Origin of the sequence: Salmonella sp. SAL04157 (assembly GCF_046551635.1) — a bacterium.
Lineage (GTDB): Bacteria > Pseudomonadota > Gammaproteobacteria > Enterobacterales > Enterobacteriaceae > Salmonella > Salmonella enterica.
Map to the genome: position 1 here is coordinate 299,308 of NZ_JBGDVS010000006.1, position 24,997 is coordinate 324,304.

22 protein-coding genes are annotated in these 24,997 nt (G+C 52.3%); 11 read left to right on the top strand and 11 right to left on the bottom strand.

The features are described from left to right. Positions 1 to 25 precede the first annotated feature (25 nt). On the bottom strand, positions 26 to 484 hold the full coding sequence (gene decR, locus ACLJRE_RS15555) for a DNA-binding transcriptional regulator DecR (protein WP_000884593.1): 459 nt from the start codon (positions 482 to 484) through the stop codon (positions 26 to 28). A gap of 112 nt (positions 485 to 596) precedes the next feature. On the opposite strand from decR, the gene cdsH reads away from it, so the two are divergent. After that, positions 597 to 1,652, top strand: coding sequence for a cysteine desulfhydrase (gene cdsH, locus ACLJRE_RS15560; protein WP_000987850.1), 1,056 nt, complete (start codon positions 597 to 599; stop codon positions 1,650 to 1,652). A 49-nt stretch (positions 1,653 to 1,701) separates the two neighbouring features. On the opposite strand, the gene cof is transcribed toward cdsH, so the two are convergent. Next, positions 1,702 to 2,520: an HMP-PP phosphatase gene (gene cof / locus ACLJRE_RS15565; protein ID WP_000113033.1), complete on the bottom strand. Its 819-nt coding sequence runs from the start codon at positions 2,518 to 2,520 to the stop codon at positions 1,702 to 1,704. A 100-nt stretch (positions 2,521 to 2,620) separates the two neighbouring features. Between cof and ACLJRE_RS15570 the strand changes: the two genes are divergently transcribed. Both ACLJRE_RS15570 and queC read left to right on the top strand, forming a co-directional pair. Next, positions 2,621 to 4,321, top strand: a complete 1,701-nt coding sequence (locus tag ACLJRE_RS15570; protein ID WP_001238163.1) for an SgrR family transcriptional regulator — start codon at positions 2,621 to 2,623, stop codon at positions 4,319 to 4,321. Positions 4,322 to 4,385: 64 nt separating this feature from the next. After that, positions 4,386 to 5,081, top strand: a complete 696-nt coding sequence (queC, locus tag ACLJRE_RS15575; protein WP_000817203.1) for a 7-cyano-7-deazaguanine synthase QueC — start codon at positions 4,386 to 4,388, stop codon at positions 5,079 to 5,081. A 107-nt stretch (positions 5,082 to 5,188) separates the two neighbouring features. Here the strand turns inward: queC and fadM are convergent, their stop codons facing one another. The 9 genes from fadM to bolA all read right to left on the bottom strand — a co-directional run bounded on the left by fadM (position 5,189) and on the right by bolA (position 15,753). Continuing rightward, positions 5,189 to 5,587: a long-chain acyl-CoA thioesterase FadM gene (fadM, locus tag ACLJRE_RS15580; RefSeq protein ID WP_001194543.1), complete on the bottom strand. Its 399-nt coding sequence runs from the start codon at positions 5,585 to 5,587 to the stop codon at positions 5,189 to 5,191. 103 nt (positions 5,588 to 5,690) lie between these two features. Continuing rightward, the gene (locus ACLJRE_RS15585) at positions 5,691 to 6,065 is read right to left on the bottom strand and encodes a helix-hairpin-helix domain-containing protein (RefSeq protein WP_000680324.1); all 375 of its coding nucleotides are present in this window, start codon (positions 6,063 to 6,065) and stop codon (positions 5,691 to 5,693) included. 149 nt (positions 6,066 to 6,214) lie between these two features. Further along, positions 6,215 to 8,086 carry a peptidylprolyl isomerase gene (gene ppiD / locus ACLJRE_RS15590; protein ID WP_000969434.1) on the bottom strand — a complete coding sequence of 624 codons (1,872 nt, stop codon included), beginning with the start codon at positions 8,084 to 8,086 and terminating at the stop codon, positions 6,215 to 6,217. Positions 8,087 to 8,376: 290 nt separating this feature from the next. Continuing rightward, positions 8,377 to 8,667 carry a nucleoid-associated protein HU-beta gene (gene hupB / locus ACLJRE_RS15595; protein WP_254888479.1) on the bottom strand — a complete coding sequence of 97 codons (291 nt, stop codon included), beginning with the start codon at positions 8,665 to 8,667 and terminating at the stop codon, positions 8,377 to 8,379. Positions 8,668 to 8,857: 190 nt separating this feature from the next. Continuing rightward, the gene (gene lon / locus ACLJRE_RS15600) at positions 8,858 to 11,212 is read right to left on the bottom strand and encodes an endopeptidase La (RefSeq protein ID WP_001067723.1); all 2,355 of its coding nucleotides are present in this window, start codon (positions 11,210 to 11,212) and stop codon (positions 8,858 to 8,860) included. Positions 11,213 to 11,397: 185 nt separating this feature from the next. Continuing rightward, positions 11,398 to 12,669 (bottom strand): ATP-dependent protease ATP-binding subunit ClpX, encoded by a 1,272-nt coding sequence (gene clpX / locus ACLJRE_RS15605; protein WP_000130314.1) that lies wholly within the window; start codon positions 12,667 to 12,669, stop codon positions 11,398 to 11,400. Positions 12,670 to 12,919: 250 nt separating this feature from the next. Next, positions 12,920 to 13,543, bottom strand: a complete 624-nt coding sequence (gene clpP, locus ACLJRE_RS15610; protein WP_000122257.1) for an ATP-dependent Clp endopeptidase proteolytic subunit ClpP — start codon at positions 13,541 to 13,543, stop codon at positions 12,920 to 12,922. A gap of 247 nt (positions 13,544 to 13,790) precedes the next feature. Further along, positions 13,791 to 15,089 (bottom strand): trigger factor, encoded by a 1,299-nt coding sequence (tig, locus tag ACLJRE_RS15615; RefSeq protein WP_001198403.1) that lies wholly within the window; start codon positions 15,087 to 15,089, stop codon positions 13,791 to 13,793. 346 nt (positions 15,090 to 15,435) lie between these two features. Beyond that, positions 15,436 to 15,753 carry a transcriptional regulator BolA gene (bolA, locus tag ACLJRE_RS15620; RefSeq protein ID WP_000973433.1) on the bottom strand — a complete coding sequence of 106 codons (318 nt, stop codon included), beginning with the start codon at positions 15,751 to 15,753 and terminating at the stop codon, positions 15,436 to 15,438. A gap of 303 nt (positions 15,754 to 16,056) precedes the next feature. On the opposite strand from bolA, the gene ACLJRE_RS15625 reads away from it, so the two are divergent. From ACLJRE_RS15625 to ACLJRE_RS15660, 8 genes are all read left to right on the top strand, one after another. After that, complete coding sequence (locus ACLJRE_RS15625; protein ID WP_001539323.1) at positions 16,057 to 16,635, top strand: lipoprotein; 579 nt, start codon at positions 16,057 to 16,059, stop codon at positions 16,633 to 16,635. 43 nt (positions 16,636 to 16,678) lie between these two features. Beyond that, the gene (gene ampG, locus ACLJRE_RS15630) at positions 16,679 to 18,154 is read left to right on the top strand and encodes a muropeptide MFS transporter AmpG (protein WP_000098466.1); all 1,476 of its coding nucleotides are present in this window, start codon (positions 16,679 to 16,681) and stop codon (positions 18,152 to 18,154) included. A gap of 452 nt (positions 18,155 to 18,606) precedes the next feature. Beyond that, the gene (cyoA, locus tag ACLJRE_RS15635; RefSeq protein ID WP_001239448.1) at positions 18,607 to 19,563 is read left to right on the top strand and encodes a cytochrome o ubiquinol oxidase subunit II; all 957 of its coding nucleotides are present in this window, start codon (positions 18,607 to 18,609) and stop codon (positions 19,561 to 19,563) included. Between the two features lie 10 nt (positions 19,564 to 19,573). After that, positions 19,574 to 21,565 (top strand): cytochrome o ubiquinol oxidase subunit I, encoded by a 1,992-nt coding sequence (gene cyoB / locus ACLJRE_RS15640; protein WP_000467158.1) that lies wholly within the window; start codon positions 19,574 to 19,576, stop codon positions 21,563 to 21,565. Next, positions 21,555 to 22,169 (top strand): cytochrome o ubiquinol oxidase subunit III, encoded by a 615-nt coding sequence (locus ACLJRE_RS15645; protein WP_000179833.1) that lies wholly within the window; start codon positions 21,555 to 21,557, stop codon positions 22,167 to 22,169. The genes cyoB and ACLJRE_RS15645 overlap by 11 nt, the downstream gene beginning before the upstream one ends. Next, positions 22,169 to 22,498 carry a cytochrome o ubiquinol oxidase subunit IV gene (locus ACLJRE_RS15650; protein WP_000019878.1) on the top strand — a complete coding sequence of 110 codons (330 nt, stop codon included), beginning with the start codon at positions 22,169 to 22,171 and terminating at the stop codon, positions 22,496 to 22,498. Before ACLJRE_RS15645 ends, ACLJRE_RS15650 begins: the two co-directional genes overlap by 1 nt. A gap of 11 nt (positions 22,499 to 22,509) precedes the next feature. Beyond that, positions 22,510 to 23,400, top strand: coding sequence for a heme o synthase (cyoE, locus tag ACLJRE_RS15655; protein ID WP_000971352.1), 891 nt, complete (start codon positions 22,510 to 22,512; stop codon positions 23,398 to 23,400). Positions 23,401 to 23,620: 220 nt separating this feature from the next. Next, on the top strand, positions 23,621 to 24,985 hold the full coding sequence (locus tag ACLJRE_RS15660) for an MFS transporter (RefSeq protein ID WP_001000935.1): 1,365 nt from the start codon (positions 23,621 to 23,623) through the stop codon (positions 24,983 to 24,985). The last annotated feature ends 12 nt before the right edge of the window (positions 24,986 to 24,997 follow it).

Below are 24,997 nucleotides of genomic sequence, written 5' to 3' on the forward strand. Positions count from 1 at the left end.
ATGATTTCCGGCAATACCGGGAGAATTATTCAATGGGCAGAGAGGTGGTGTACTTAATCTGTTCCATCGCAAAACTGGAGGTGACGTCTGACAGTCCTGGGACGCTATTGACCAGACGTTTATAGAAGTCGTCATACCGCTTCATGTCGGCCACCTGAACTCGCATCAGATAGTCGTATTCCCCCGCCATCCGCCAGAAGCCAAGCACTTCCGGCATCTCAGAGACGACGGTCACGAACCGACAGTACCATTCACTGCTGTGGTGCTGCGTTTTTATCAACACAAAAGCGGTTAATCCCAGCCCCAGTTTTTCCGGGTCCAGCAGCGCGACCCTGCCAAGCAGGATACCGTCATCTTCCAGGCGTTTAAGCCGCTTCCAGCAAGGTGTTGTCGTCAGATTAACGGCATCCGCCAGCGCCTGCAAAGAGAGGGTACAGTCCTGCTGCAATAAGCAAAGCAGTTTACGGTCAATTTTATCTAACATACCCACCCCATAGAGAATATTTTTCTCCTTACATTGTAATTTAAAGGTCAAATAGCAACAATTTTTTCCGTACTTTTCGCTACTCTTGGCACAAAATGATAAATGGATATTAATGATGAGTAGCAATTGGGTTAAAAATGCCATTAATGAAATTAACGCTGACCACCAGCGCTCGGCGGATACGCATCTTATTCGTTTGCCCCTGTCGGCATTTCCAGGTATCCAGCTTTACCTGAAAGACGAAAGCACGCATCCCACCGGTAGCCTCAAGCATCGTCTGGCGCGCTCGCTGTTCCTTTATGGGCTGTGCAATGGCTGGATTAAAGAAGGCACTCCGATTATTGAAGCGTCATCAGGCTCAACGGCGATTTCCGAAGCCTGGTTCGCGCGTTTACTGGGACTGCCGTTCATCGCCGTCATGCCCGCCTGTACCGCAAAACGTAAAATCGAACAGATTCAATTTTACGGCGGCCACTGTCATTTTGTGGAGAGCGCCTGCGAAATTTATGCCGCCTCCGAGCGGCTGGCGCATGAACTGAACGGTCACTATATGGACCAGTTTACCTACGCAGAACGAGCTACCGACTGGCGGGGCAACAATAATATTGCCGACAGTATTTTCCGCCAGATGCGCAACGAACCCCATCCGGTACCGCGATTTATCGTCATGAGCGCCGGAACGGGCGGAACCTCTGCGACGATTGGGCGCTATATTCGCTGCCAGGGCTATGATACTCAGCTCATGGTGGTGGATCCGGAAAATTCCGTCTTTTTACCTTACTGGCAGGATCGCGACGCTTCATTACGCAGCCCGGTGGGCAGTAAAATTGAAGGAATTGGTCGTCCGCGAGTAGAGCCTTCTTTTATTCCGGATGTCGTAGATGAGATGCTGCGCGTGCCGGACGCCGCCAGCGTTGCCACCGCACACTGGCTGGAAACGCAGCTAGGCCGTAAAGTCGGTGCCTCTACCGGCACGAATATGTGGGGAGCGCTGCAGCTTGCGGCCCGGATGCGCGAGGCTGGAGAAACCGGCGCTATCGTGACATTATTGTGCGATAGCGGCGATCGCTATCTGGATACCTATTACCATCCGTCCTGGGTTAGCGACCATATCGGCGATTTGACGCCGTGGTCAGCGGCCATCGCAAAATTACTTACCGGCGACTAGACACCAAAAAAAAGCCAGACTGAATGTCTGGCTTGCTGGAAGAGATCTCTCATTCGGGGGAATAAGGTAGATGCGGATTGTCCAGCCAATGCGTCAAAAAGTGTGATACCGCTTGATTACCACAATGTCCGATAACCGAAAGGTGTGGCAACGCGGCGATAAGCTGCGGCATGGCATTGCCCATAATGAGCCCCCGCCCGACGCTGCCCAGCATTTCCCGATCGTTCATCGCGTCGCCAAATGCCATGCAATCTGCCAGTGAAAGCCCTAAATGATTGCTCAATACCGCCAGCGCCGATCCTTTATTGCACCCCAGCGGTAGCACTTCCAGGCAGTCGACGGCAGAGAAACAGAGGTGAGCGCGTTCTTCCATCGCCTCATTGAGCTGAATGCGCAAACGGATCAGATCGTCATGATCGCCGCAAAAACAGATCTTCGTCACCTGATGGGCCGGAATGCTTTTTATATTGATAACCTGATAACGAAAGCCGCTGTAGACGTGCGCCTGGAGTAGCGCGGGGATCTCCTGGCCTGTAAACCAGCCGTTGTCATTAAACACATGCATACTGGCTCGGGTATCCCAGGCATGATGCATCACCGTATCGGCAACCTGAGGATCGAGATCCTGACGATGCAGCACGTCGCCTTCCAGCGAGTGAATTCGCGTCCCGTTACCGGTAATAAGATAAGCATCCAGTGAAAGCGTCCCCAGAATATGCCGCATCTCCAGCACATGACGACCCGTAGCGAATGTCAGAGTGATATCGCGTTCGCGCAGACGCGCCAGCGTGGCGATCGTTTCTCTACCCAAATGGTGATCGGGCATTAATAACGTGCCATCCATATCAAATGCTGCCAGACGGGCCATCTCTTTCTCCACACTGTGACGCGGTTAACTTGTTGTTCAGTATTACCTGAGATATACGGAAGTAATAGTGAACAGATAAAAGGAAGTGTTCCGGGTTTCTATGAGGCTACTGAATCGGCTTAATCAATATCAACGCCTCTGGCAGCCTTCCGCCGGGGAAACGCAACATGTCACCGTTAGCGAACTGGCCGAACGCTGTTTTTGTAGCGAGCGCCATCTGCGAACGCTGCTGCGTCAGGCCCAGCAGGCGGGTTGGCTAAGATGGGAGGCGCAGTCCGGGCGCGGGAAACGTGGACGGCTCCAGTTTCTGGTCACGCCGGAATCGCTCCGCACCGCCATGATGGAACAGGCGCTGGAAAAAGGGCAGCAGCTCAACGTACTGGAACTGGCGCAGCTGGCGCCTGGCGAGTTACGGGCGATGCTCCAGCCTTTTATGGGCGGCCAATGGCAAAACGATACGCCGACATTGCGTATTCCCTACTATCGTCCGCTTGATCCGCTGCAGCCGGGTTTCCTGCCAGGACGCGCGGAACAGCATCTCGCAGGGCAAGTTTTTTCCGGGTTAACGCGCTTCGACCGCGATAGCCAATATCCTTGCGGGGATTTGGCGCATCACTGGGAGGTTTCCGCCGACGGTTTACGCTGGGATTTTTATATTCGCTCCACGCTGCACTGGCATAATGGCGATGCGGTGGACACCGCGCAGCTACACGAACGCCTGGAAAGGCTGCTTACCCTACCGGCGCTAAGCAAATTGTTTATTAGCGTCGCACGGATCGAAGTAACGCATCCTCAGTGCCTGACCTTTCTCCTTCACCGACCTGATTACTGGCTGGCGCATCGTCTGGCGAGCTATTGTAGCGGTCTGGCGCATCCTGACCTGCCGCTTATCGGCACCGGTCCTTTTCGCCTGGCGTTGTTCACGCCGGAACTGGTGCGTCTGGAAAGTCATGACCATTATCACCTCAGCCATCCGCTGCTGAAAGCGATTGAATTCTGGATCACCCCGCAACTGTTTGCCCAGGATCTGGGCACCAGTTGCCGCCATCCGGTGCAGATTGCCATCGGCAAACCGGAAGAGCTGGCGACGCTGAGTCAGGTAAGTAGTGGTATTAGTCTGGGTTTTTGCTATTTAACCCTCAAAAAGGGCTCACGGCTCAACGTACAGCAGGCGCGGCGTCTGATACATATTATCCATCATACTTCGCTGCTGAAAACCTTGCCGGTAGATGAGAACTTGATTATGCCAAGTCAGGGGCTGCTACCCGGCTGGACAATCCCGCAATGGCAGGACGTTGATGAAACGCCATTGCCGAAAAAACTTACCCTGGCGTACCACCTTCCCGTAGAGCTGCATACGATGGCGGAACAGCTTCGACATTACCTGGCGACGCTCGGCTGTGAGTTAACATTGATTTTTCATAATGCCAAAAACTGGGATAACTGCCCTGCGTTGGCGCAAGCGGATCTGATGATGGGCGACAGGCTGATCGGCGAAGCGCCGGAATATACGCTGGAGCAGTGGCTACGTTGCGATCAGATCTGGTCACATGTCCTGGACGCGCCTGCGTTTTCCCATCTGCAGGCTACGCTTGACGCTCTGCAAATTCAGCCCAATGAAAAAGATCGCCGCGCCGCGCTACAACAAGTTTTTGCCAACCTGATGGATGACGCCACACTTACGCCGCTGTTTAATTATCACTATCGCATCAGCGCCCCACCGGGCGTTAACGGCGTTCGACTCACCCCTCGCGGCTGGTTTGAATTTAGCGAAGCCTGGCTTCCGCCGCCTTCGCCGTGAAGAAGCTGGTCGGGATTATCCGTACGCGTTACCATATTGGTTTTCGTCATTGATCAGGATAACTATGAAACGCGCCGTTGTTGTATTTAGTGGAGGTCAGGACTCCACCACTTGTCTGGCGCAAGCGCGGCATCAGTATGATGAAGTGCATTGTGTCACGTTTGATTATGGTCAGCGCCACCGCGCAGAGATCGATGTCGCGCGCGCGCTGGCGTTAAAACTTGGCGCACGCGCGCATAAAGTGCTGGATGTCACTTTGCTGAACGAACTGGCGGTCAGCAGCCTGACGCGGGATAGCATTCCGGTGCCGGACTATGAACCAAACGCTGACGGTATCCCCAATACTTTCGTACCGGGACGCAATATTCTCTTTCTGACGCTGGCGGCGATTTACGCTTATCAGGTCAAAGCCGAAGCGGTGATCACCGGCGTTTGCGAGACCGATTTTTCCGGCTATCCAGACTGCCGCGATGAGTTCGTCAAAGCGCTGAATCACGCGGTAAATCTGGGCATGGCGAAAGATATCCGTTTCGAAACGCCCTTAATGTGGATTGATAAAGCTGAAACCTGGGCACTGGCCGATTATTGGGGCCAACTGGAATTGGTTCGCGAAGAGACGCTGACCTGCTATAACGGCATTAAAGGCGATGGCTGTGGTCATTGCGCGGCCTGTAATCTGCGCGCTAACGGCCTGAATCATTATCTGTCGAATAAAGCGGCGGTGATGGCGGCAATGAAGCAAAAAACCGGGTTAAGGTGATTGTTTTGCCGGATGGCGGTGCATGCACCTTATCCGGCCTGGCGATATTCACCATGGTCAATATCGCCAGGCCGGATCAGTTCAACGCCATCAGACAGCGAGGGGCGTTATTGCACCATCTGTTCCAGCTTTTCACGCAATTCGCCTTCCAGCGGCAGCGCTTTTTGCGTTTTTAAATCAATACAAACAAACGTGATGAGCGCATCGGCCACCACCTGCCCTTCTGGCTCCAGCGTAATCGTCTGGCTTAATACGCCGCTTTTACCGTTAAGCTGTTGTACCTGGCTGGTCACGGTCAGTAGATCGCTCAATACCGCCGGGCGACGGTAATTTATATTGATGTTTACCACCACAAAGGCAATATTGCGGGCCGTCATCCACTGAAAGCTGTCGCTGTTTTCCAGCCCATCCCAACGGGCCTCTTCCAGAAATTCCAGATAGCGGGCATTATTAACATGTTGATAAACATCAAGATGATATCCACGAACTTTGATTTGTGTTTGCATAGCGCAATAACCTTACGTTGTTGTTATAAGTAAACGACAAGTACAGAGGTCATAACTGGTATGACCTCTACAGTCTGGCAAATTTTTGCCACTGTGCAAGTGATTACAATGTTAAAACTGCCAGATTACGCTCCACCAGCGCGCTTCCCATTCCCGGCACCTGCTTTAAATCATCCACCGTTTTAAAAGGACCATACTCCTCCCGATAGCTCACAATAGCCTGCGCTTTTTTCAGCCCAACGCCGTTCATCACCCGCGCCAGATCCTCCGCAGACGCGGTATTAATGCTCACCCTGGTACCTTCATCATCGCTGGCTTTAGTAGGTAATGCCGCTTTGGCGGAGGATGAAGAAGGCGTATCCGCTTTTGTTTCCACCGCTGCATTTTTTGCGACAGGCGTCGCCGCCAGTGCGCTATGGGCCATGCCCGCGCAGGTTAAAGAAAGTGTAATAAGCAGTGCTTTAATTCCGTGTTTCATACTGTTTTCTCCTTGTTTGTTAACAGTGCAGCCACGATAGCGGGGCGGAGAAAAACGAACAAACGGCAATTCTCAGAAATGGAAAAGGCCGCGAAAGCGGCCTTTGTGGGATACAACGTTTTGCAATTTTTTGCGAAGCGCCTCGACGATTACTGCTGTTCCAGAGCGTCGCCGATTTTGATTTTCGCCTCTTTACGCAGATTACTCATCAGCGCTTCAAAGACAATTTGCGCATTGTTCTGCGTGATGCCCTGCACCATCGCTTTTTTCTGCGCTTCCGGCATGGCACCCGCTTTCACCTCGTCAAACGCCAGCAGAACGACGTTACCCTGCATATCGTTCGCCACGCCATAAACTGGCTTATCTTTCGTCGGAAGGCTTAATGCAAAGGCCGCCTGACTCACCGGATCCTGACTGGTACGACTTAACGTTTTAGGCTCGCCAAAACTCAGACCCGCCGCTTTCATCGCTTCCGCGCCTTTGCCCGCTTTCAGCTCGACCAGCAGTTTTTCCGCATCCAGCTTCGCCTGTTGTTCCGCTTTGTTATGCTTCACCAGGGCAGTGACCTGTTCTTTCACTTCTGCCAACGGCTTCACGGCTTCAGGTTTATGTTCGCTCACGCGTACAACAAAAGCCCGGTCGCCATCCACGGTGATAATGTCTGAATTCGGCCCCGGCGTACCGTTTTCGCCTACCAGACCGCCATTAAAGATAGCATCGGCTACCGGTTTGAAGTTCAGCTCTTCCGGTAAGGTGTCACGGCTAAACCAGCCGGTTTCAACGGCTTTTACACCAGCGACCTGTTCAGCGCCTGCTAACGACTCATTGTCGTTGCTTGCCGCATCGCTCACTTTCTGCTGCAACGCATAGTAAGCATCCAGCGCTTTTTCTTGTTTCACTTTCGCGGCAATGTCGTCGCGAACCTCGCTTAACGGTTTCACTTTGGCAGGCTGAATATCATCCAGACGCGCCACCAGAAAACCGACAGACGACTTAATCACACCAGATATCTGGCCTTTTTCTTTTAATCCGGCGTTTTTCAGTTCCGGCACCGTGGCAGACTCTTCCAGCCAGCCCATATCGCCGCCATTACGCGCAGAGATGATATCGGTAGATTTCTCTTTCGCCAGCGTGGCGAAATCTTCGCCCTTGTTCAGCGCATCCAGTACCGCTTTCGCATCATCTTCCGTTTTGGTCTGAATAATGCTGTAACGAATACGCTCCGGCTGAGTAAACTGATCTACATGCTGGTCATAATAGGCCTGAATATCCGCATCGCTGACCGGTGCCTGCATCGTCGCGGCATCCAGCTTGATATAGCTTACGCGGAACTGTTCCGGCGTCATAAAGCGGACTTTATTCTGATCGTAGTAGCTGGACACTTCCTGATCGGTCACCTGCTGCTTCGCCGCCAGCGCGTTGACATCAATAACGGCTTCACGCACCACGCGCTGTTGAGAGACTAATGCCGCCAGTTCGTCGGTTTCCCCTTTCAGCATAAAATCAGTACCGGCCACGCCGTTGATCAGTTGCTGAGTGGTAAGCTGGTTACGCAGCGCCTGAGCGTACTGATCGGCGGTCATTCCCATCTGATTCACAATCGCGTTATAGCGGTTGTTGTCAAACTTACCGTCCACCTGAAAAGCGGGAGTGGCGAAAATCGCCTGCTTTACCTGCTCATCGCTGATGCCCAGTTTCAGTTCGCGGGAATATTGATCCAACAGCGCTTCATCTATCAGACGATTCAGCACCTGCTGGCGCAGGCTTTTCATATAACCTTCGTTGGCCGCCAGTTCAGAATACCTGTCGCCCAACTGCTGCTGCATACGGTTACGTTCGTTATTAAACGCATTCTCAAACTGTGCCCGGCTGATTTCCTGGCCATTCACTTTTGCGGCGTAGTTATTGCTTCCGCCAATCAGGTAACCACTAACGCCGGTCAAAATGAACGACACGATAATGATAACGAAAATAATCTTGAGCACGAGACTGTTTGCAGCCGTGCGTAAGCTGTCCATCATGGTGTAACCACACTCCGCTGTAGGTGACTTTACACTTTATCTTTCAGGCGGCTTCTCTGCTGGCTACCGAGTGATTCGCTCAGTTGCCGCGTCGACGCAACCTGAATGATTTGCGTATATAGACTTCACGCGCATCGCATTTTCTGAACGCGGCGCGCAAAAGCCTATTGTGACAAGAAACGAGGGCAATTGTCAGCCCGCAACGCGCAGAAAGTCCCGAATCGTCAATAAAAAAGGCACATCAGTTGATGCGCCCTTGTACTTTGTCACATCCCCCGAGGGGATCACGCTTAGTTTACCGCGTCTTTCAGCGCTTTACCTGCACGGAAACTCGGCACTTTGGCTGCGGCGATGGTGATCTCTTTACCTGTTTGCGGGTTGCGACCAGTACGGGCAGCACGCTCTTTAACAGCAAAAGTACCAAAGCCTACCAGTGCAACGTCATCCCCTTCTTTCAGAGATTCGGTAACAGAAGCAATAATCGCGTCTAACGCACGTCCAGCCGCAGCCTTAGAGATATCAGCCCCTGCAGCAATTTTTTCGATCAGTTGAGATTTATTCACTCTTCTCTTCCTCTTTATAATTTATATCGCACCTGAATCCTTCGAAGTACGACCGCGCAGCAGTTATATCAGGCCTGCCACGCCCTTACAACACCCGTTAATGGTGGCAGACCCAATCAACCATCTAAATTAGCTATACAAAAAAAGGCTGGCAAGTCCGAAATAGCCTGCCAGCCCTGTTTTTATTAGCGCTATTTGCGCGAGGTCACTATTTTGCGGTTACAACCTGCATTCCAGACGGTTCATTTTGCAGAGCAAGCGTCAGAACTTCCTCAATACGCTTAACCGGGTGAATATCCAGATCGGCAATCACGTTGTCCGGAATTTCCTCCAGGTCACGTTTATTTTCGAATGGAATTAAGACCGTTTTAATCCCGCCGCGATGCGCCGCCAACAGTTTTTCTTTCAGGCCGCCGATCGGCAACACCTGACCGCGCAGCGTGATCTCACCGGTCATTGCCACATCTGCGCGCACCGGATTACCGGTCAGGCAGGAAACCAGCGCGGTACACATCGCGATACCGGCACTTGGACCGTCTTTCGGCGTTGCGCCTTCCGGCACGTGAACGTGGATATCGCGTTTTTCGTAAAAGTCCGGATTAATACCCAGTTTTTCCGCGCGCGCGCGCACCACGGTCAGCGCCGCCTGAATGGATTCCTGCATCACTTCACCGAGCGAACCGGTGTAGGTCAGCTTGCCTTTGCCCGGTACGCAGGCGGTTTCGATGGTCAACAGATCGCCGCCCACTTCCGTCCACGCCAACCCCGTCACCTGACCTACGCGGTTTTCGCTATCCGCGCGGCCATAATCAAAGCGCTGCACACCGAGGTAGTCGTGCAGATTATCGCCGTTAATTTCGATATGTTTTAACGACTTATCGAGCAACAGTTGTTTAACCGCTTTGCGGCACAGTTTGGAGATTTCACGCTCCAGACTACGCACGCCCGCTTCACGCGTGTAATAGCGAATAATACCGATAATCGCGCTATCGTCGACCGTCAGTTCTCCTTTCTTCAGCGCGTTACGCTCGATCTGCTTCGGCAGCAGGTGACGTTTAGCAATATTCAGCTTCTCATCTTCGGTATAACCGGACAGACGGATCACCTCCATACGATCCAGCAGCGGCGCCGGAATGTTCATGGAGTTGGAAGTGGCGACAAACATCACATCGCTGAGATCGTAATCCACTTCCAGGTAATGATCGCTGAACGCCACGTTCTGCTCTGGATCCAGCACTTCCAGCAGTGCGGAAGCCGGATCGCCGCGCATGTCAGAAGACATTTTGTCGATCTCATCGAGCAGGAACAGTGGGTTTTTAACCCCCACTTTGGCCATTTTTTGGATCAGTTTACCCGGCATAGAGCCAATGTAAGTCCGGCGATGACCGCGGATTTCCGCTTCATCACGCACGCCGCCCAGCGCCATACGGATGTATTTACGCCCTGTTGCTTTAGCGATGGACTGGCCCAACGAGGTTTTACCTACCCCCGGCGGCCCCACCAGACACAGGATCGGCCCCTTGATTTTATTTACACGGCTTTGAACCGCGAGATACTCAAGGATGCGGTCTTTCACGCGCTCCAGACCATAATGGTCAGTATCAAGGATTTCCTGCGCCTGACGCAGGTCTTTTTTGACCTTGCTACGCGCATTCCACGGCACCTGCACCATCCAGTCGATGTAGCCGCGCACCACGGTCGCTTCCGCCGACATCGGAGACATCATTTTCAGCTTCTGCAGTTCCGCTTCCGCTTTCTCTTTCGCCTCTTTTGGCATTTTCGCCGCGTCGATCTTACGCTTCAGCGCTTCGTTTTCGTCCGGCGCGTCGTCCATCTCGCCAAGTTCTTTCTGAATCGCTTTCATTTGCTCGTTCAGATAGTACTCGCGCTGGGATTTCTCCATCTGCTTTTTCACGCGGTTGCGAATGCGTTTCTCAACCTGCAGCAGATCGATTTCAGATTCCATCATCGCCATCAGATATTCCAGGCGTTCGTTAACGTCGGACATCTCCAGTACGGACTGTTTATCCGCCAGTTTCAGCGGCATATGCGCGGCGATGGTGTCAGCCAGACGTGCAGGGTCGTCAATGCTATTGAGTGACGTCAGCACTTCCGGCGGAATTTTTTTGTTCAGCTTGATGTAGCCTTCGAACTGGCTGATAGCGGTACGCACCAGCACTTCTTGTTCTCGCTCATCAATGGCTGGCGAATCAAGGTACTCCGCCTTCGCGGAGAAATGTTCGCCGTTGTCAGACAGCGCGGAAATACGCGCGCGCTGTAACCCCTCGACCAGCACTTTTACGGTGCCGTCAGGCAGTTTCAACATCTGCAAAATAGAGGCCACGGTCCCGACGGTGAAAAGATCGTTTACACCCGGCTCATCCGTTGATGCTTCCTTCTGGGCGACCAGCATGATTTTTTTATCATGGTCCATAGCCGCTTCCAGACAACGGATAGATTTTTCCCGCCCTACAAATAAGGGTATGACCATGTGCGGATAAACCACCACATCGCGCAAGGGCAATACGGGGATTTCAATGCGTTCAGAACGCTCAGGATTCATAGAGCTCTCTCTTAGTTTAGTGTCCGCCAGGTAATCAGATAGTATAGCTGTGCTCCATACCACCTATAACATGTACGTCAGTATATGGGGATGTTTCCCACACATTCAACGGCGTGTTTACAGGAAAAACGAAAGGGGAGATAAAATCCCCCCTTTTTTGGCTAACTGATTGTATGAATGTTTAATTATTCGCCAGAAGCCTGCGCTTCCGGTTTGCCGTAAATCAGCAACGGCTTACTCTGACCGGCAATAACGGACTCGTCGATCACTACTTTTTCGACGTCTTCCATAGATGGCAAATCGTACATGGTATCCAGCAGCGCCGCTTCGACGATAGAACGCAGGCCACGGGCGCCGGTTTTACGCGCCATTGCTTTCCTGGCGATAGCGTCCAGCGCTTCGTCACGGAATTCCAGATCGACGCCTTCCAGGTTAAACAGCGCCTGATACTGCTTGGTCAGCGCATTTTTCGGCTCTTTCAGGATTTGAATCAGCGCTTCTTCGCTGAGTTCGTTCAGCGTCGCCACCACTGGCAGACGACCGATAAACTCAGGAATCAGACCAAATTTGATCAAATCTTCCGGTTCAACCTGCGACAACAGCTCGCCTTCGCTGGCTTTGTCGGACTTCGCTTTCACCGTCGCGCCAAAACCAATGCCGGAGCCGGTTTCAACACGGTTAGCGATCACTTTATCCAGACCGGCAAACGCGCCGCCGCAGATAAACAGAATCTTAGAGGTATCTACCTGTAAGAATTCCTGCTGCGGATGTTTGCGACCGCCCTGCGGTGGAACCGCGGCGACGGTGCCTTCGATCAGTTTCAGCAACGCCTGCTGTACGCCTTCGCCGGAAACGTCGCGGGTAATGGACGGATTGTCTGATTTACGCGAAATCTTATCGATTTCATCAATGTAGACAATCCCACGCTGCGCTTTTTGCACGTCGTAGTCGCATTTCTGCAACAGTTTCTGAATGATATTCTCGACGTCTTCACCCACGTAACCCGCTTCGGTCAGCGTGGTCGCATCCGCCATAGTGAACGGCACATCCAGCAAGCGCGCCAGCGTTTCCGCCAGCAGCGTTTTACCGGAACCGGTCGGTCCAATCAGCAGAATGTTGCTTTTGCCTAACTCGACGCCATTGCTGGTATCGCCGTTACGCAGACGCTTGTAGTGGTTATAGACCGCCACCGCCAGCACTTTTTTCGCCTGCTCCTGGCCGATAACGTAATCGTCCAGGTGAGTACGAATTTCATGCGGCGTCGGCAGCGCACTACGTTCACGGTGCGGAGCAACTTCTTTAATTTCTTCGCGAATAATGTCGTTACATAAATCGACGCATTCGTCGCAGATATACACGGATGGACCGGCAATCAGCTTGCGCACTTCATGCTGGCTTTTGCCGCAAAAAGAGCAGTACAACAATTTGCCCGAGCCATCTTTGCGTTTATCTGTCATGAGTCAAAACCTCTTCTTTGTTCTTTGTGCCGCACACGACGACGCAAATGCCATTCTCAGGCGCAAGCCGCTAATCAGCGTTGTGCCGCCCTTCATTAGTATATACACAAAATCATTCGAGCTACATCAAGGCGGCAACTCAGCGACTCCGCAGCGCTTACATAAGTAAGTCACCGGGAGGCGCGCTGGCAGCCAACACCGAGGTAGCGTGAAGGATGAAGTGTATAGCGGCACACTTGCGTCCAGGGCATCAATTACGATGGGTCAAAATTGAGTCAACCAAACCGTACTCTACCGCTTCAGGCGCGGAGAGGAAGCGATCGCGCTCAGTATCACGTTCAATCTGCTCAAGAGATTGACCCGTATGATGCGCCATAAGTTCATTCATGCGCCCTTTTACTTTCAAAATTTCGCGGGCGTGAATTTCAATATCCGTCGCCTGGCCCTGGTAGCCGCCCAGCGGCTGGTGGATCATGACGCGAGAGTTCGGCAAGCAGAAACGTTTGCCTTTCGCCCCGGCAGTCAGCAAAAACGCCCCCATAGAGGCCGCCTGTCCCATACAAATGGTGCTGACGTCTGGCTTAATAAACTGCATGGTGTCATAGATGGACATCCCCGCAGTAATTACGCCGCCAGGAGAATTAATGTACAGATAGATATCTTTTTCCGGGTTTTCCGCTTCCAGGAACAGCATCTGCGCCACGATCAGGTTAGCCATATGGTCTTCGACCTGGCCGGTCAGAAATATGACGCGTTCCTTAAGTAGACGAGAATAGATATCAAAAGAGCGCTCACCGCGTGAGGTCTGTTCAATGACCATCGGCACCAGCGCCATATGAGGGGCCAAATTATCTCGTTCTCCGCTGTATGACATTTCCGTCTCCTGGATAAAAATTGAAAAAATCTGCTGTACTGATTGTAACCTGATGGACGGATTATCAGCCAGTCCCTCTGTAATGGGTACGGCATCGCCATAATTCAAGCATAACAATCTTTTGCTCTAACGCTAACACTGAAACGCGGTTTTCGCACCCTTACCATGCAAAATGCGTGACAAAAAAAAACCCGTCACTGAAAGGTGACGGGTTTTTGTGCAAATTTCGTGCTTTTAATGCGAAAAATTACGCCTGCTGGTTCATCAGCTCATTGAAGGAAGTGGCTTTTTCAGACACTTTCGCTTTTGCCAGAACCGCTTCAACAGCCTGTTCTTCCAGAGCGACGTTACGCATATTGTCCATCAGCTCTTTATTTTTGCTGTAGAACTCAATCACTTCTTTCGGATCTTCGTAAGCAGACGCCATCTCTTCGATCAGACCTTTAACGCGTTCTTCGTCCGCTTTCAGCTCGTTGGTACGAATGACTTCGCCGAGCAGCAGACCGACAACTACACGACGCTTAGCCTGTTCTTCGAACAGTTCGCGCGGCAGCTCCAGAGCCTGTTTCTCGTTACCACCAAAACGCTGCGCAGCCTGACGACGCAGAACGTCGATTTCGCTGTCGATCAGCGCAGCCGGTACGTCGATGTCGTTAGCTTTTACCAGACCTTCGATCGCCTGAGACTTAACGCGGTTACGCACCGCGCCTTTCAGCTCGCGTTCCATGTTTTTACGTACTTCAGCGCGCAGACCGGCTACGGAACCATCTTCAACGCCGAAACGTTTGATGAATTCTTCGGTCAGTTCCGGCAGTTCACGTTCTTCAACTTTCTTCAGGTTGATAACGAACTTAGCCGCTTTACCTTTCAGGTTTTCAGCGTGGTACTCTTCCGGGAAGGTCACATCGATAGTGAACTCTTCGCCAGCTTTGTGGCCTTTAACGCCGTCTTCAAAGCCCGGAATCATACGACCCTGGCCCATCGCCAGAACGAAATCGGTCGCTTTGCCGCCTTCGAACTCTTCGCCGTCTACAGAGCCGGTGAAGTCGATGGTCACGCGGTCTTCCGCATCAGCAGCGCCGTCTTTTTCTTTCCAGGTCGCCTGCTGCTTACGCAGGGTGTCCAGCATCACATCAACGTCAGCGTCGGTGACTTCAACAACCGGTTTTTCAACTTCGATGGACTCGAGGCCGGTCAGTTCAACTTCCGGATAGACTTCAAACTCGACGGAGTAAGTGAAGTCTTCACCCACTTTGTATTCGCCCGGAACATAGTTCGGCGCGCCTGCCGGGTTAATTTTTTCTTTGATGATCGCGTCAACGAAGTTGCGGCTCATCAGATCGCCCAGCACGTCCTGGCGAACAGAAGCGCCATAACGCTGAGCGACGATATTCATCGGTACTTTGCCTTTACGGAAGCCGTCAATACGTACTTTTTTCGCTACGTTGACCAGCTCGCTTTTTACAGCGGTCTCGATGCTGTCAGCAGCGATTGTAATCGTTACACGGCGGCCAAGGCCCTGAGTGGTTTCAACTGAAACTTGCATCTTGTTACCTCAAAAAATCACAGTGCTCGGTCAACTCTACTCCGCAAGCACGTGCTATTTGCTTCGCGGAACCGGGATGTTCTCATAATCAATCACATTCCCTGTCGTCAGAATCATCCCGAAGACGTTCATATATAAGACGGCGCATTATAGCGGCATCACTTTTGTGAGTCGAGAACGGTGATTGTGCGATGCTGCGGCGGTTTTCACAATTCTCGGCTAATTTTTGTCTGAATACTGTACGACACGCTCAAAATTCAGACAAAACAAAACGGCCCGCAGGCCGTTTTCACATAATTCTGTAGCAACATACTGGAAAAGCGGAGGTAGTTGCAAATCCGTTTTGCTACGCGATGCTTCCCGCGCCGCGACAAGGAGGCGACGCGAAGATAGTATCCTGCAACCCTTCCCACTCTTTGAGGGTATAAGTATGCAGTGCCAGCGCATGTACGGTTGTGGAGAGTTCCGCCGTTAACGTACCGTAAATCATCCGATGACGATTAAGAAAACGTTCGCCTGTAAAGCGATCGCTCACCAGCACGACCTTAAAATGACTTTCCGATCCTGCAGGAACATTGTGACGATAGCTTTCATCCACAACTTCGAGAAACACGGGGTCGAACGCTGTCCTTAATTTTTCTTCTATTTGCTCACGTATCATCATGAAAATCTCCTCCGACAACGCTGTGATGTCACCCATCCCTTTAAATACTAGCCGCTTTTACCGTTTCCATTACAGCATGACAACAAAAATTTAGCTTTCGTCTGATTATTTCAGCCAAACGTATGAAGTTTACTGCCTTAATCATTCTTTTAGCGCTCAAAATCCCCGCTCGCGCCGTTATCAATACCAAATCGGACATTACGACGAATTTACCTGCGTTGACCACTTCCCCTCGCCGTTAGCGGTGTTATGATGGCGGGAATTTTTACCTATCACGTTTTAAGCGTCATTGAGAGCCTGAATATGTTAAAAAAACTTCTCTTTCCGTTAGTCGCTCTGTTTATGCTGGCAGGATGCGCCACACCGCCGACGACCATTGACGTCGCGCCGAAGATCACCTTGCCACAGCAGGATCCGAGCCTGATGGGCGTCACCGTTAGCATTACCGGCGCGGACCAACGCCAGGATCAAGCGTTAGCGAAAGTCACGCGTAACAACCAGCTGGTAACGTTAACCGCCTCCCGCGATTTACGCTTCCTGTTACAAGAAGTCCTGGAAAAACAGATGACGGCGCGGGGCTATATGATCGGGCCTAACGGCGCGGTTAATCTGCAGATTATTGTTAACCAACTGTATGCTGATGTTTCCCAGGGCAGCGTGCGCTACAACATCGCGACCAAAGCGGATATCGCGATTATTGCGACCGCGGCAAATGGCAACAAGATGACCAAAAACTATCGCGCCAACTACTCTATTGAAGGGGCATTCCAGGCCTCTAACCAGAATATTGCCGACGCGGTGAACAGTGTTCTGACCGATACTATCGCTGATATGTCTCAGGACACCAGTATTCACGATTTTATCAAGCAAAACGCCCGTTAATAGCAACAACAAGACCCGGCAGAAGCCGGGTCTGTAGATGCCTATGTCAAGTCAATATTTACGTATTTTCCAGCAACCGCGTTCAGCCATTCTGCTGATATTGGGTTTTGCCTCCGGCCTCCCGCTGGCGCTCACCTCCGGTACGCTACAGGCGTGGATGACCGTCGAGAATATCGATCTTAAAACGATTGGCTTCTTCTCGCTGGTTGGTCAGGCCTATGTGTTTAAGTTTCTCTGGTCCCCGCTGATGGACCGCTACACGCCGCCTTTTTTAGGTCGTCGTCGCGGTTGGTTACTCGCCACCCAACTGTTGTTACTGGCGGCGATTGCGGCGATGGGCTTTCTTGAACCCGGCACGCAGCTACGCTGGATGGCGGCGCTGGCGGTGGTGATTGCTTTTTGCTCCGCCTCGCAGGATATCGTGTTCGACGCCTGGAAAACCGATGTTTTACCCGCAGAAGAACGCGGCGCTGGCGCGGCAATCAGCGTGCTTGGCTACCGGTTGGGGATGCTGGTTTCCGGCGGACTGGCGCTATGGCTGGCCGATCGCTGGCTCGGCTGGCAGGGCATGTACTGGCTGATGGCGGCATTGCTGATCCCCTGCATTATCGCCACCTTACTGGCGCCGGAGCCGACCGATAGTATCCCGTCCCCGAAATCGCTGGAACAGGCCGTCGTCGCGCCACTACGCGATTTCTTTGGCCGTAATAACGCCTGGCTGATTTTACTGCTCATTGTGCTTTATAAACTGGGTGACGCCTTCGCCATGAGCCTGACCACCACCTTTTTGATTCGCGGCGTCGGCTTTGACGCCGGCGAAGTCGGCGTGGTCAATAAAACGCTGGGCCTGTTGGCGACAATCGTCGGCGCGTTATACGGCGGCATATTAATGCAGCGTCTTTCGCTGTTTCGCGCGCTGCTGATTTTCGGCATTTTGCAAGGCGCGTCCAACGCCGGTTACTGGTTGCTCTCCATTACCGATAAAAACATGTTCAGCATGGGCGCGGCGGTCTTTTTCGAAAATCTGTGCGGCGGGATGGGGACTGCCGCCTTTGTCGCCTTATTAATGACGCTATGTAATAAGTCGTTTTCCGCAACACAGTTTGCCCTACTGTCGGCCCTCTCCGCAGTAGGCCGCGTTTATGTTGGTCCCGTAGCGGGCTGGTTCGTTGAAGCGCACGGCTGGCCGACATTCTACCTCTTCTCGGTTGTCGCCGCCGTTCCCGGGCTGTTACTGTTGCTGGTCTGTCGGCAAACGCTGGAATATAGCTGGCAGAGCGAGCGTTTCATTCCCCGCACGCAATACCGTGGCGCCTACAATTTCGCGCTTTCAATCCTGCTCGCGGGCGTCGCTTTGCTGGCGGTATGGGTACTCCTGCTGACCATGAACGCGGTGGATTACACCAACTTCTCATTCCTGCCCGGATTGCTTGAGACCGCGGTAGCGGTTGCCGTGTGCGGCATTGTCTTTGGCGGGTTGCTGGACTACCTGGCGCTACGAAAAACACGCCTGCTCTAAAACATTATTTGCCGTTGTAATAACGACCCGGAATTATAACGGCTAAATAACCATCAATTGATAAAAAATATATTTGTCTTTTTGTGCGCAACAGAATTTTGGAAATTATTGGTAATTTCTACGCTACCTATTTTCTTTACACGATTCAGCCGATTAAATTTAAATTTCTGCCGTTGATTGTCCTTTTATTGATAATAAATTGTTAAGTAATTGTTTTATTTTCACATTGGTTATACCAATTATCCCTCAACATCCCACTTACAGACCTCATCCGTTATAACGCAAAGTTTCAACAGTGTCTTAAAGTTATTTCGACATACTTGGCAACATATGTGACATGCGCGGCAGAACTTGGTAACACAGAACCAATCATGTTTACAGTAATGTAACCTTACCGTAAAATGCCCCTACACTTTAAACGCCACCAGGTCCCGTGGAATTGAGGTCGTTAAATGAGACTCAGGAAATACAATAAAAGTTTGGGATGGTTGTCATTAATTGCAGGCACTGCATTACTCAGTGGCTGTAATTCTGCGCTGCTGGATCCCAAAGGACAGATTGGACTGGAGCAACGTTCGCTGATACTGACGGCATTTGGCCTGATGTTGATCGTCGTTATTCCCGCCATCTTGATGGCTGTTGGTTTCGCCTGGAAGTATCGTGCGAGTAATAAGGATGCGAAGTATAGCCCGAACTGGTCACACTCCAATAAAGTGGAAGCCGTGGTCTGGACGGTGCCTATCTTAATCATCATTTTCCTTGCCGTACTGACCTGGAAAACCACGCACGCGCTTGAACCAAGCAAGCCGCTGGCGCATGACGAAAAACCGATCACCATCGAAGTGGTTTCCATGGACTGGAAATGGTTCTTCATCTATCCGGAGCAGGGTATCGCCACCGTCAACGAGATCGCCTTCCCGGCGAACACGCCGGTTTATTTCAAAGTGACCTCCAACTCCGTGATGAACTCCTTCTTTATCCCGCGTCTGGGTAGCCAGATTTATGCCATGGCCGGTATGCAAACACGTTTGCATCTGATCGCCAACGAACCCGGAACCTACGATGGCATCTCCGCCAGCTATAGCGGCCCGGGCTTCTCTGGTATGAAGTTTAAAGCTATCGCCACCAAAGACCGCGCAGAATTCGACCAATGGGTCGCAAAAGCGAAGCAGTCTCCGAACACCATGAATGATATGGCGGCGTTCGAGAAAGTGGCTATGCCAAGCGAGTACAACAAGGTGGAATATTTCTCCAGCGTGAAACCAGATTTGTTCAAGGACGTTATTAACAAATTCATGGACCACGGTAAGAGCATGGACATGACCCAACCTGAAGGTGAGCACAGCTCGCATGAAGGAATGGAAGGTATGGACATGAGCCACGCGGAATCCGCCAACTCCAAGGGTTGAGGAAGATAAGATGTTCGGAAAATTATCACTGGATGCAGTACCGTTCCATGAACCTATCGTCATGGTAACGATCGCTGCAATTATCGTCGGGGGACTGGCGATACTGGCAGCGATTACTTACTTCGGTAAGTGGACCTACCTATGGAAAGAGTGGTTAACGTCGGTTGACCATAAACGCCTCGGCATCATGTATATCATCGTCGCAATTGTGATGCTGTTACGTGGTTTCGCCGATGCCATCATGATGCGTAGCCAGCAGGCGCTTGCCTCCGCAGGCGAAGCGGGTTTTCTACCGCCGCACCACTACGATCAGATCTTTACCGCTCACGGCGTAATCATGATCTTCTTCGTGGCGATGCCCTTCGTTATCGGTCTGATGAACCTGGTGGTTCCGCTGCAGATCGGCGCGCGCGACGTTGCGTTCCCTTTCCTGAACAACCTGAGCTTCTGGTTCACCGTTGTCGGCGTTATCCTGGTTAACCTCTCACTGGGCGTGGGTGAATTCGCGCAGACAGGGTGGCTGGCTTATCCGCCGCTATCGGGAATAGAGTACAGTCCCAGCGTCGGGGTCGATTACTGGATATGGGCGTTGCAACTCTCGGGTATTGGTACGACGTTAACCGGTATCAACTTCTTCGTGACGATCCTGAAGATGCGTGCGCCGGGTATGACAATGTTCAAGATGCCGGTCTTTACCTGGGCCTCTTTGTGCGCCAACGTACTGATCATCGCCTCTTTCCCGATTCTGACGGTTACCGTCGCGTTGCTGACCCTGGATCGCTATCTGGGCACCCATTTCTTTACCAACGATATGGGCGGCAACATGATGATGTACATCAACCTGATTTGGGCCTGGGGCCATCCGGAAGTGTACATTCTGATTCTGCCGGTCTTCGGGGTATTCTCCGAAATCGCAGCGACCTTCTCGCGTAAACGTCTGTTCGGCTATACCTCGCTGGTTTGGGCGACCGTCTGTATTACCGTACTGTCGTTTATCGTTTGGCTGCACCACTTCTTCACGATGGGCGCGGGCGCGAACGTTAACGCCTTCTTCGGTATCACCACCATGATTATCGCCATCCCGACCGGGGTGAAGATCTTCAACTGGTTGTTCACCATGTATCAGGGCCGTATTGTCTTCCATTCCGCAATGATGTGGACCATCGGCTTTATCGTGACCTTCTCGGTCGGCGGTATGACCGGCGTTCTGCTGGCGGTACCGGGCGCGGACTTCGTCCTGCACAACAGTCTGTTCCTGATTGCGCACTTCCATAACGTGATCATCGGCGGCGTGGTGTTTGGCTGCTTCGCGGGTATGACCTACTGGTGGCCGAAGGCGTTTGGCTTCAAGCTGAACGAAACCTGGGGTAAACGCGCCTTCTGGTTCTGGATTATCGGTTTCTTTGTAGCCTTTATGCCGCTGTACGTACTGGGCTTCATGGGCATGACCCGTCGCCTCAGCCAGCAAATTGATCCGCAGTTCCATACGATGCTGATGGTTGCCGCCGCCGGTGCCGCGCTGATTGCGCTGGGTATCCTGTGCCAACTGATTCAGATCTTCGTTTCTATTCGCGACCGCGATCAGAACCGCGATCTGACCGGCGACCCATGGGGTGGCCGTACGCTGGAGTGGTCAACCTCGTCTCCGCCACCGTTCTATAACTTTGCCGTTGTGCCGCACGTTCACGAACGTGACGCCTTCTGGGAAATGAAAGAAAAAGGCGAAGCGTACCAACAGCCTGGACAGTATGAAGAGATTCATATGCCGAAAAATAGTGGTGCCGGTATTGTTATCGCCGCCTTCGCGACGGTATTTGGCTTCGCCATGATCTGGCATATCTGGTGGCTGGCGATAGTGGGTTTCGCAGGCATGATCATCAGCTGGATTGTAAAAAGCTTTGATGAAGATGTGGATTACTACGTGCCGGTCCCGGAAGTCGAAAAACTGGAAAACCAGCATTTCGATGAGATTACTAAGGCAGGGCTGAAAAATGGCAACTGATACTTTAACGCACGCGACTGCCCACGCGCACGAACACGGGCACCATGACGCAGGCCAGAACAAAATCTTCGGATTTTGGGTCTACCTGATGAGCGACTGCATTCTGTTCTCTATTCTGTTTGCTACCTATGCCGTTCTGGTGAACGGCACCGCTGGCGGCCCGACAGGTAAGGACATTTTCGAACTGCCGTTCGTTCTGGTTGAAACCTTCCTGCTGTTATTTAGCTCCATTACCTACGGCATGGCGGCGATCGCCATGCACAAGAACAACAAGAGCCAGGTTATCTCCTGGCTGGCGTTGACCTTCTTGTTTGGCGCCGGATTTATCGGGATGGAACTCTATGAATTCCATCACCTGATTGTTAACGGTATGGGCCCGGATCGCAGCGGCTTCCTGTCTGCGTTCTTCGCGCTGGTCGGCACGCACGGTCTGCACGTCACTTCCGGTTTGATCTGGATGGCGGTGCTGATGGTGCAAGTTGCCCGTCGCGGTCTGACCAGCACTAACCGTACCCGCATCATGTGCCTGAGCCTGTTCTGGCACTTCCTGGATGTGATTTGGATTTGCGTATTCACTGTTGTTTATCTGATGGGGGCGATGTAATGAGTCATTCTACCGAGAGCGGCGGCGCATCCCACGGCAGCGTAAAAACGTACATGACCGGCTTTATCCTGTCGGTCATCCTGACGGTTATTCCATTCTGGATGGTGATGACTGGCGCTGCCTCTCCGGCCGTTATTCTGGGATCTATCCTGGCAATGGCAGTGGTGCAGATTTTGGTGCATCTGGTGTGTTTCCTGCACATGAACACCAAATCTGATGAAGGCTGGAACATGACGGCCTTCATCTTTACCGTGCTGATCATCGCCATCCTGGTTGTGGGCTCCATCTGGATTATGTGGAACCTCAACTACAACATGATGATGCACTAAGAGCGGCGAGTATGATGTTTAAGCAATACCTGCAAGTAACGAAACCAGGCATCATCTTTGGCAACCTGATCTCGGTGATCGGGGGATTTCTGCTGGCCTCAAAGGGCAGCATTGACTATCCCCTGTTCATTTATACGCTGGTCGGGGTCTCACTGGTTGTGGCGTCGGGTTGTGTATTTAACAACTACATCGACAGGGATATCGACAGGAAGATGGAAAGGACCAAGAATCGGGTGCTGGTCAAAGGCCTGATTTCTCCTGGCGTCTCGCTGGTATACGCCACCCTGCTGGGTATTGCTGGCTTTATGCTGCTGTGGTTTGGCGCTAATCCTCTGGCCTGCTGGCTGGGGGTGATGGGCTTTGTGGTCTACGTTGGCGTGTACAGCTTGTACATGAAGCGTCACTCCGTCTACGGAACGCTGATTGGTTCTCTCTCCGGCGCAGCGCCGCCGGTGATTGGCTACTGCGCCGTAACGGGCGACTTTGACAGCGGCGCGGCGATCCTGCTGGCTATTTTCAGCCTCTGGCAGATGCCGCACTCTTACGCCATCGCCATTTTCCGCTTTAAGGACTATCAGGCGGCCAATATCCCGGTTCTGCCGGTGGTAAAAGGAATCTCAGTCGCTAAAAACCACATCACGCTGTACATCATTGCGTTTGCCGTTGCAACGCTAATGCTAACGTTGGGCGGTTATGCCGGTTACAAATACCTGGTGGTCGCCGCGGCGGTCAGCGTTTGGTGGCTCGGCATGGCGCTACGCGGTTACAAAGTGGAAGATGATAAGGTCTGGGCGCGCAAGCTGTTCGGCTTCTCTATCATTGCGATTACCGCGCTGAGTATCATGATGTCCGTTGATTTTATGGTGCCGAATTCGCAGAATCTGCTGACTTACGTCTGGTAAGTTCATCGTCACCTCTTCTATGCCGGATGGCGGCTTATGCCTTATCCGGCCTACAAAAGCACGTTACCTGTAGGCCGGATAAGCGACGTGAGTATCGCCATCCGGCATTTTTCGTCTCTCGTGGCCTACCCTCACCACCACAACATTTGTTAATAAAGCGCATATTTACCCAACCAACCTGGCGCTTTACACTAGGTGCGAATTTCATACAGAGGTGGCAATGAACGATTATAAAATGACGCCAGGGGAGCTGCGTGCCACATGGGGTTTAGGGACCGTCTTTTCGTTGCGTATGCTGGGCATGTTTATGGTTCTACCGGTACTGACCACATACGGTATGGCGCTACAGGGCGCCAGCGAAGCATTAATCGGCATTGCGATCGGCATTTACGGGCTGGCGCAGGCTATCTTTCAAATTCCCTTTGGGCTGCTGTCCGACCGCATTGGCCGTAAACCACTGATTGTCGGCGGACTGGCGGTATTTGTCGCGGGCAGCGTCATTGCCGCGCTCTCCCACTCAATCTGGGGCATTATTCTGGGGCGAGCGCTACAGGGGTCCGGCGCTATTGCCGCCGCCGTCATGGCGCTCCTGTCTGACCTGACCCGAGAGCAAAACCGCACCAAAGCGATGGCGTTTATCGGCGTCAGCTTTGGTATCACCTTCGCGATTGCGATGGTATTAGGGCCAATTGTTACCCATAGTCTGGGATTGAACGCGTTGTTCTGGATGATCGCCGCCCTCGCCACCCTGGGCATTCTTCTGACGATCTGGGTGGTTCCCAACAGTACCAACCATGTGCTGAATCGCGAATCCGGGATGGTCAAAGGCAGCTTCAGTAAAGTGCTGGCGGAGCCGAGGCTGCTCAAGCTTAATTTCGGCATTATGTGTCTGCATATTTTATTGATGTCCACCTTTGTCGCCCTGCCCGGCCAGCTTGCCGATGCCGGTTTTCCTGCCGCCGAACACTGGAAGGTGTATCTGGCAACCATGGTGATCGCCTTTGCCGCCGTCGTGCCTTTTATTATCTATGCTGAAGTCAAACGGCGGATGAAGCAGGTATTCCTGTTCTGCGTGGGGCTCATTATCGTCGCGGAAATCGTGTTGTGGGGAGCGGGCCAGCATTTCTGGGAGCTGGTGATTGGCGTACAACTCTTTTTCCTTGCCTTTAATTTGATGGAGGCGCTGCTGCCTTCTCTTATTAGCAAAGAGTCGCCCGCGGGGTATAAAGGAACGGCGATGGGCGTCTATTCTACCAGTCAGTTTCTTGGCGTGGCGCTTGGCGGCTCGCTGGGCGGCTGGATAGACGGCACGTTTGATGGGCAAACCGTTTTTCTTGCCGGGGCCGTACTGGCGATGGTATGGCTGGCGGTGGCAAGTACCATGAAAGAGCCGCCCTATGTCAGCAGCCTGCGTGTGGAAATTCCAGCGGATATCGTTGCTGACGACAGGCTAAAACAGCGACTGTTGGCAATGAAAGGCGTAAGCGAAGCGCTGATCGTGGCGGAAGAGCATTCCGCTTACGTCAAAATCGACAGCAAAGTGACCAATCGCTTTGAAGTTGAACAGCTTATCAGCAAAGGATGAATGCAGCATTGC

Bases quoted from the DNA above. Each gene is read 5' to 3' on its own strand.
- decR (WP_000884593.1), bottom strand. From the start codon at position 484: ATGTTAGATAAAATTGACCGTAAACTGCTTTGCTTATTGCAGCAGGAC.
- cdsH (WP_000987850.1), top strand. From the start codon at position 597: ATGATGAGTAGCAATTGGGTTAAAAATGCCATTAATGAAATTAACGCT.
- cof (WP_000113033.1), bottom strand. From the start codon at position 2,520: ATGGCCCGTCTGGCAGCATTTGATATGGATGGCACGTTATTAATGCCC.
- ACLJRE_RS15570 (WP_001238163.1), top strand. From the start codon at position 2,621: ATGAGGCTACTGAATCGGCTTAATCAATATCAACGCCTCTGGCAGCCT.
- queC (WP_000817203.1), top strand. From the start codon at position 4,386: ATGAAACGCGCCGTTGTTGTATTTAGTGGAGGTCAGGACTCCACCACT.
- fadM (WP_001194543.1), bottom strand. From the start codon at position 5,587: ATGCAAACACAAATCAAAGTTCGTGGATATCATCTTGATGTTTATCAA.
- ACLJRE_RS15585 (WP_000680324.1), bottom strand. From the start codon at position 6,065: ATGAAACACGGAATTAAAGCACTGCTTATTACACTTTCTTTAACCTGC.
- ppiD (WP_000969434.1), bottom strand. From the start codon at position 8,086: ATGATGGACAGCTTACGCACGGCTGCAAACAGTCTCGTGCTCAAGATT.
- lon (WP_001067723.1), bottom strand. From the start codon at position 11,212: ATGAATCCTGAGCGTTCTGAACGCATTGAAATCCCCGTATTGCCCTTG.
- clpX (WP_000130314.1), bottom strand. From the start codon at position 12,669: ATGACAGATAAACGCAAAGATGGCTCGGGCAAATTGTTGTACTGCTCT.
- clpP (WP_000122257.1), bottom strand. From the start codon at position 13,543: ATGTCATACAGCGGAGAACGAGATAATTTGGCCCCTCATATGGCGCTG.
- tig (WP_001198403.1), bottom strand. From the start codon at position 15,089: ATGCAAGTTTCAGTTGAAACCACTCAGGGCCTTGGCCGCCGTGTAACG.
- bolA (WP_000973433.1), bottom strand. From the start codon at position 15,753: ATGATGATACGTGAGCAAATAGAAGAAAAATTAAGGACAGCGTTCGAC.
- ACLJRE_RS15625 (WP_001539323.1), top strand. From the start codon at position 16,057: ATGTTAAAAAAACTTCTCTTTCCGTTAGTCGCTCTGTTTATGCTGGCA.
- ampG (WP_000098466.1), top strand. From the start codon at position 16,679: ATGTCAAGTCAATATTTACGTATTTTCCAGCAACCGCGTTCAGCCATT.
- cyoA (WP_001239448.1), top strand. From the start codon at position 18,607: ATGAGACTCAGGAAATACAATAAAAGTTTGGGATGGTTGTCATTAATT.
- cyoB (WP_000467158.1), top strand. From the start codon at position 19,574: ATGTTCGGAAAATTATCACTGGATGCAGTACCGTTCCATGAACCTATC.
- ACLJRE_RS15645 (WP_000179833.1), top strand. From the start codon at position 21,555: ATGGCAACTGATACTTTAACGCACGCGACTGCCCACGCGCACGAACAC.
- ACLJRE_RS15650 (WP_000019878.1), top strand. From the start codon at position 22,169: ATGAGTCATTCTACCGAGAGCGGCGGCGCATCCCACGGCAGCGTAAAA.
- cyoE (WP_000971352.1), top strand. From the start codon at position 22,510: ATGATGTTTAAGCAATACCTGCAAGTAACGAAACCAGGCATCATCTTT.
- ACLJRE_RS15660 (WP_001000935.1), top strand. From the start codon at position 23,621: ATGAACGATTATAAAATGACGCCAGGGGAGCTGCGTGCCACATGGGGT.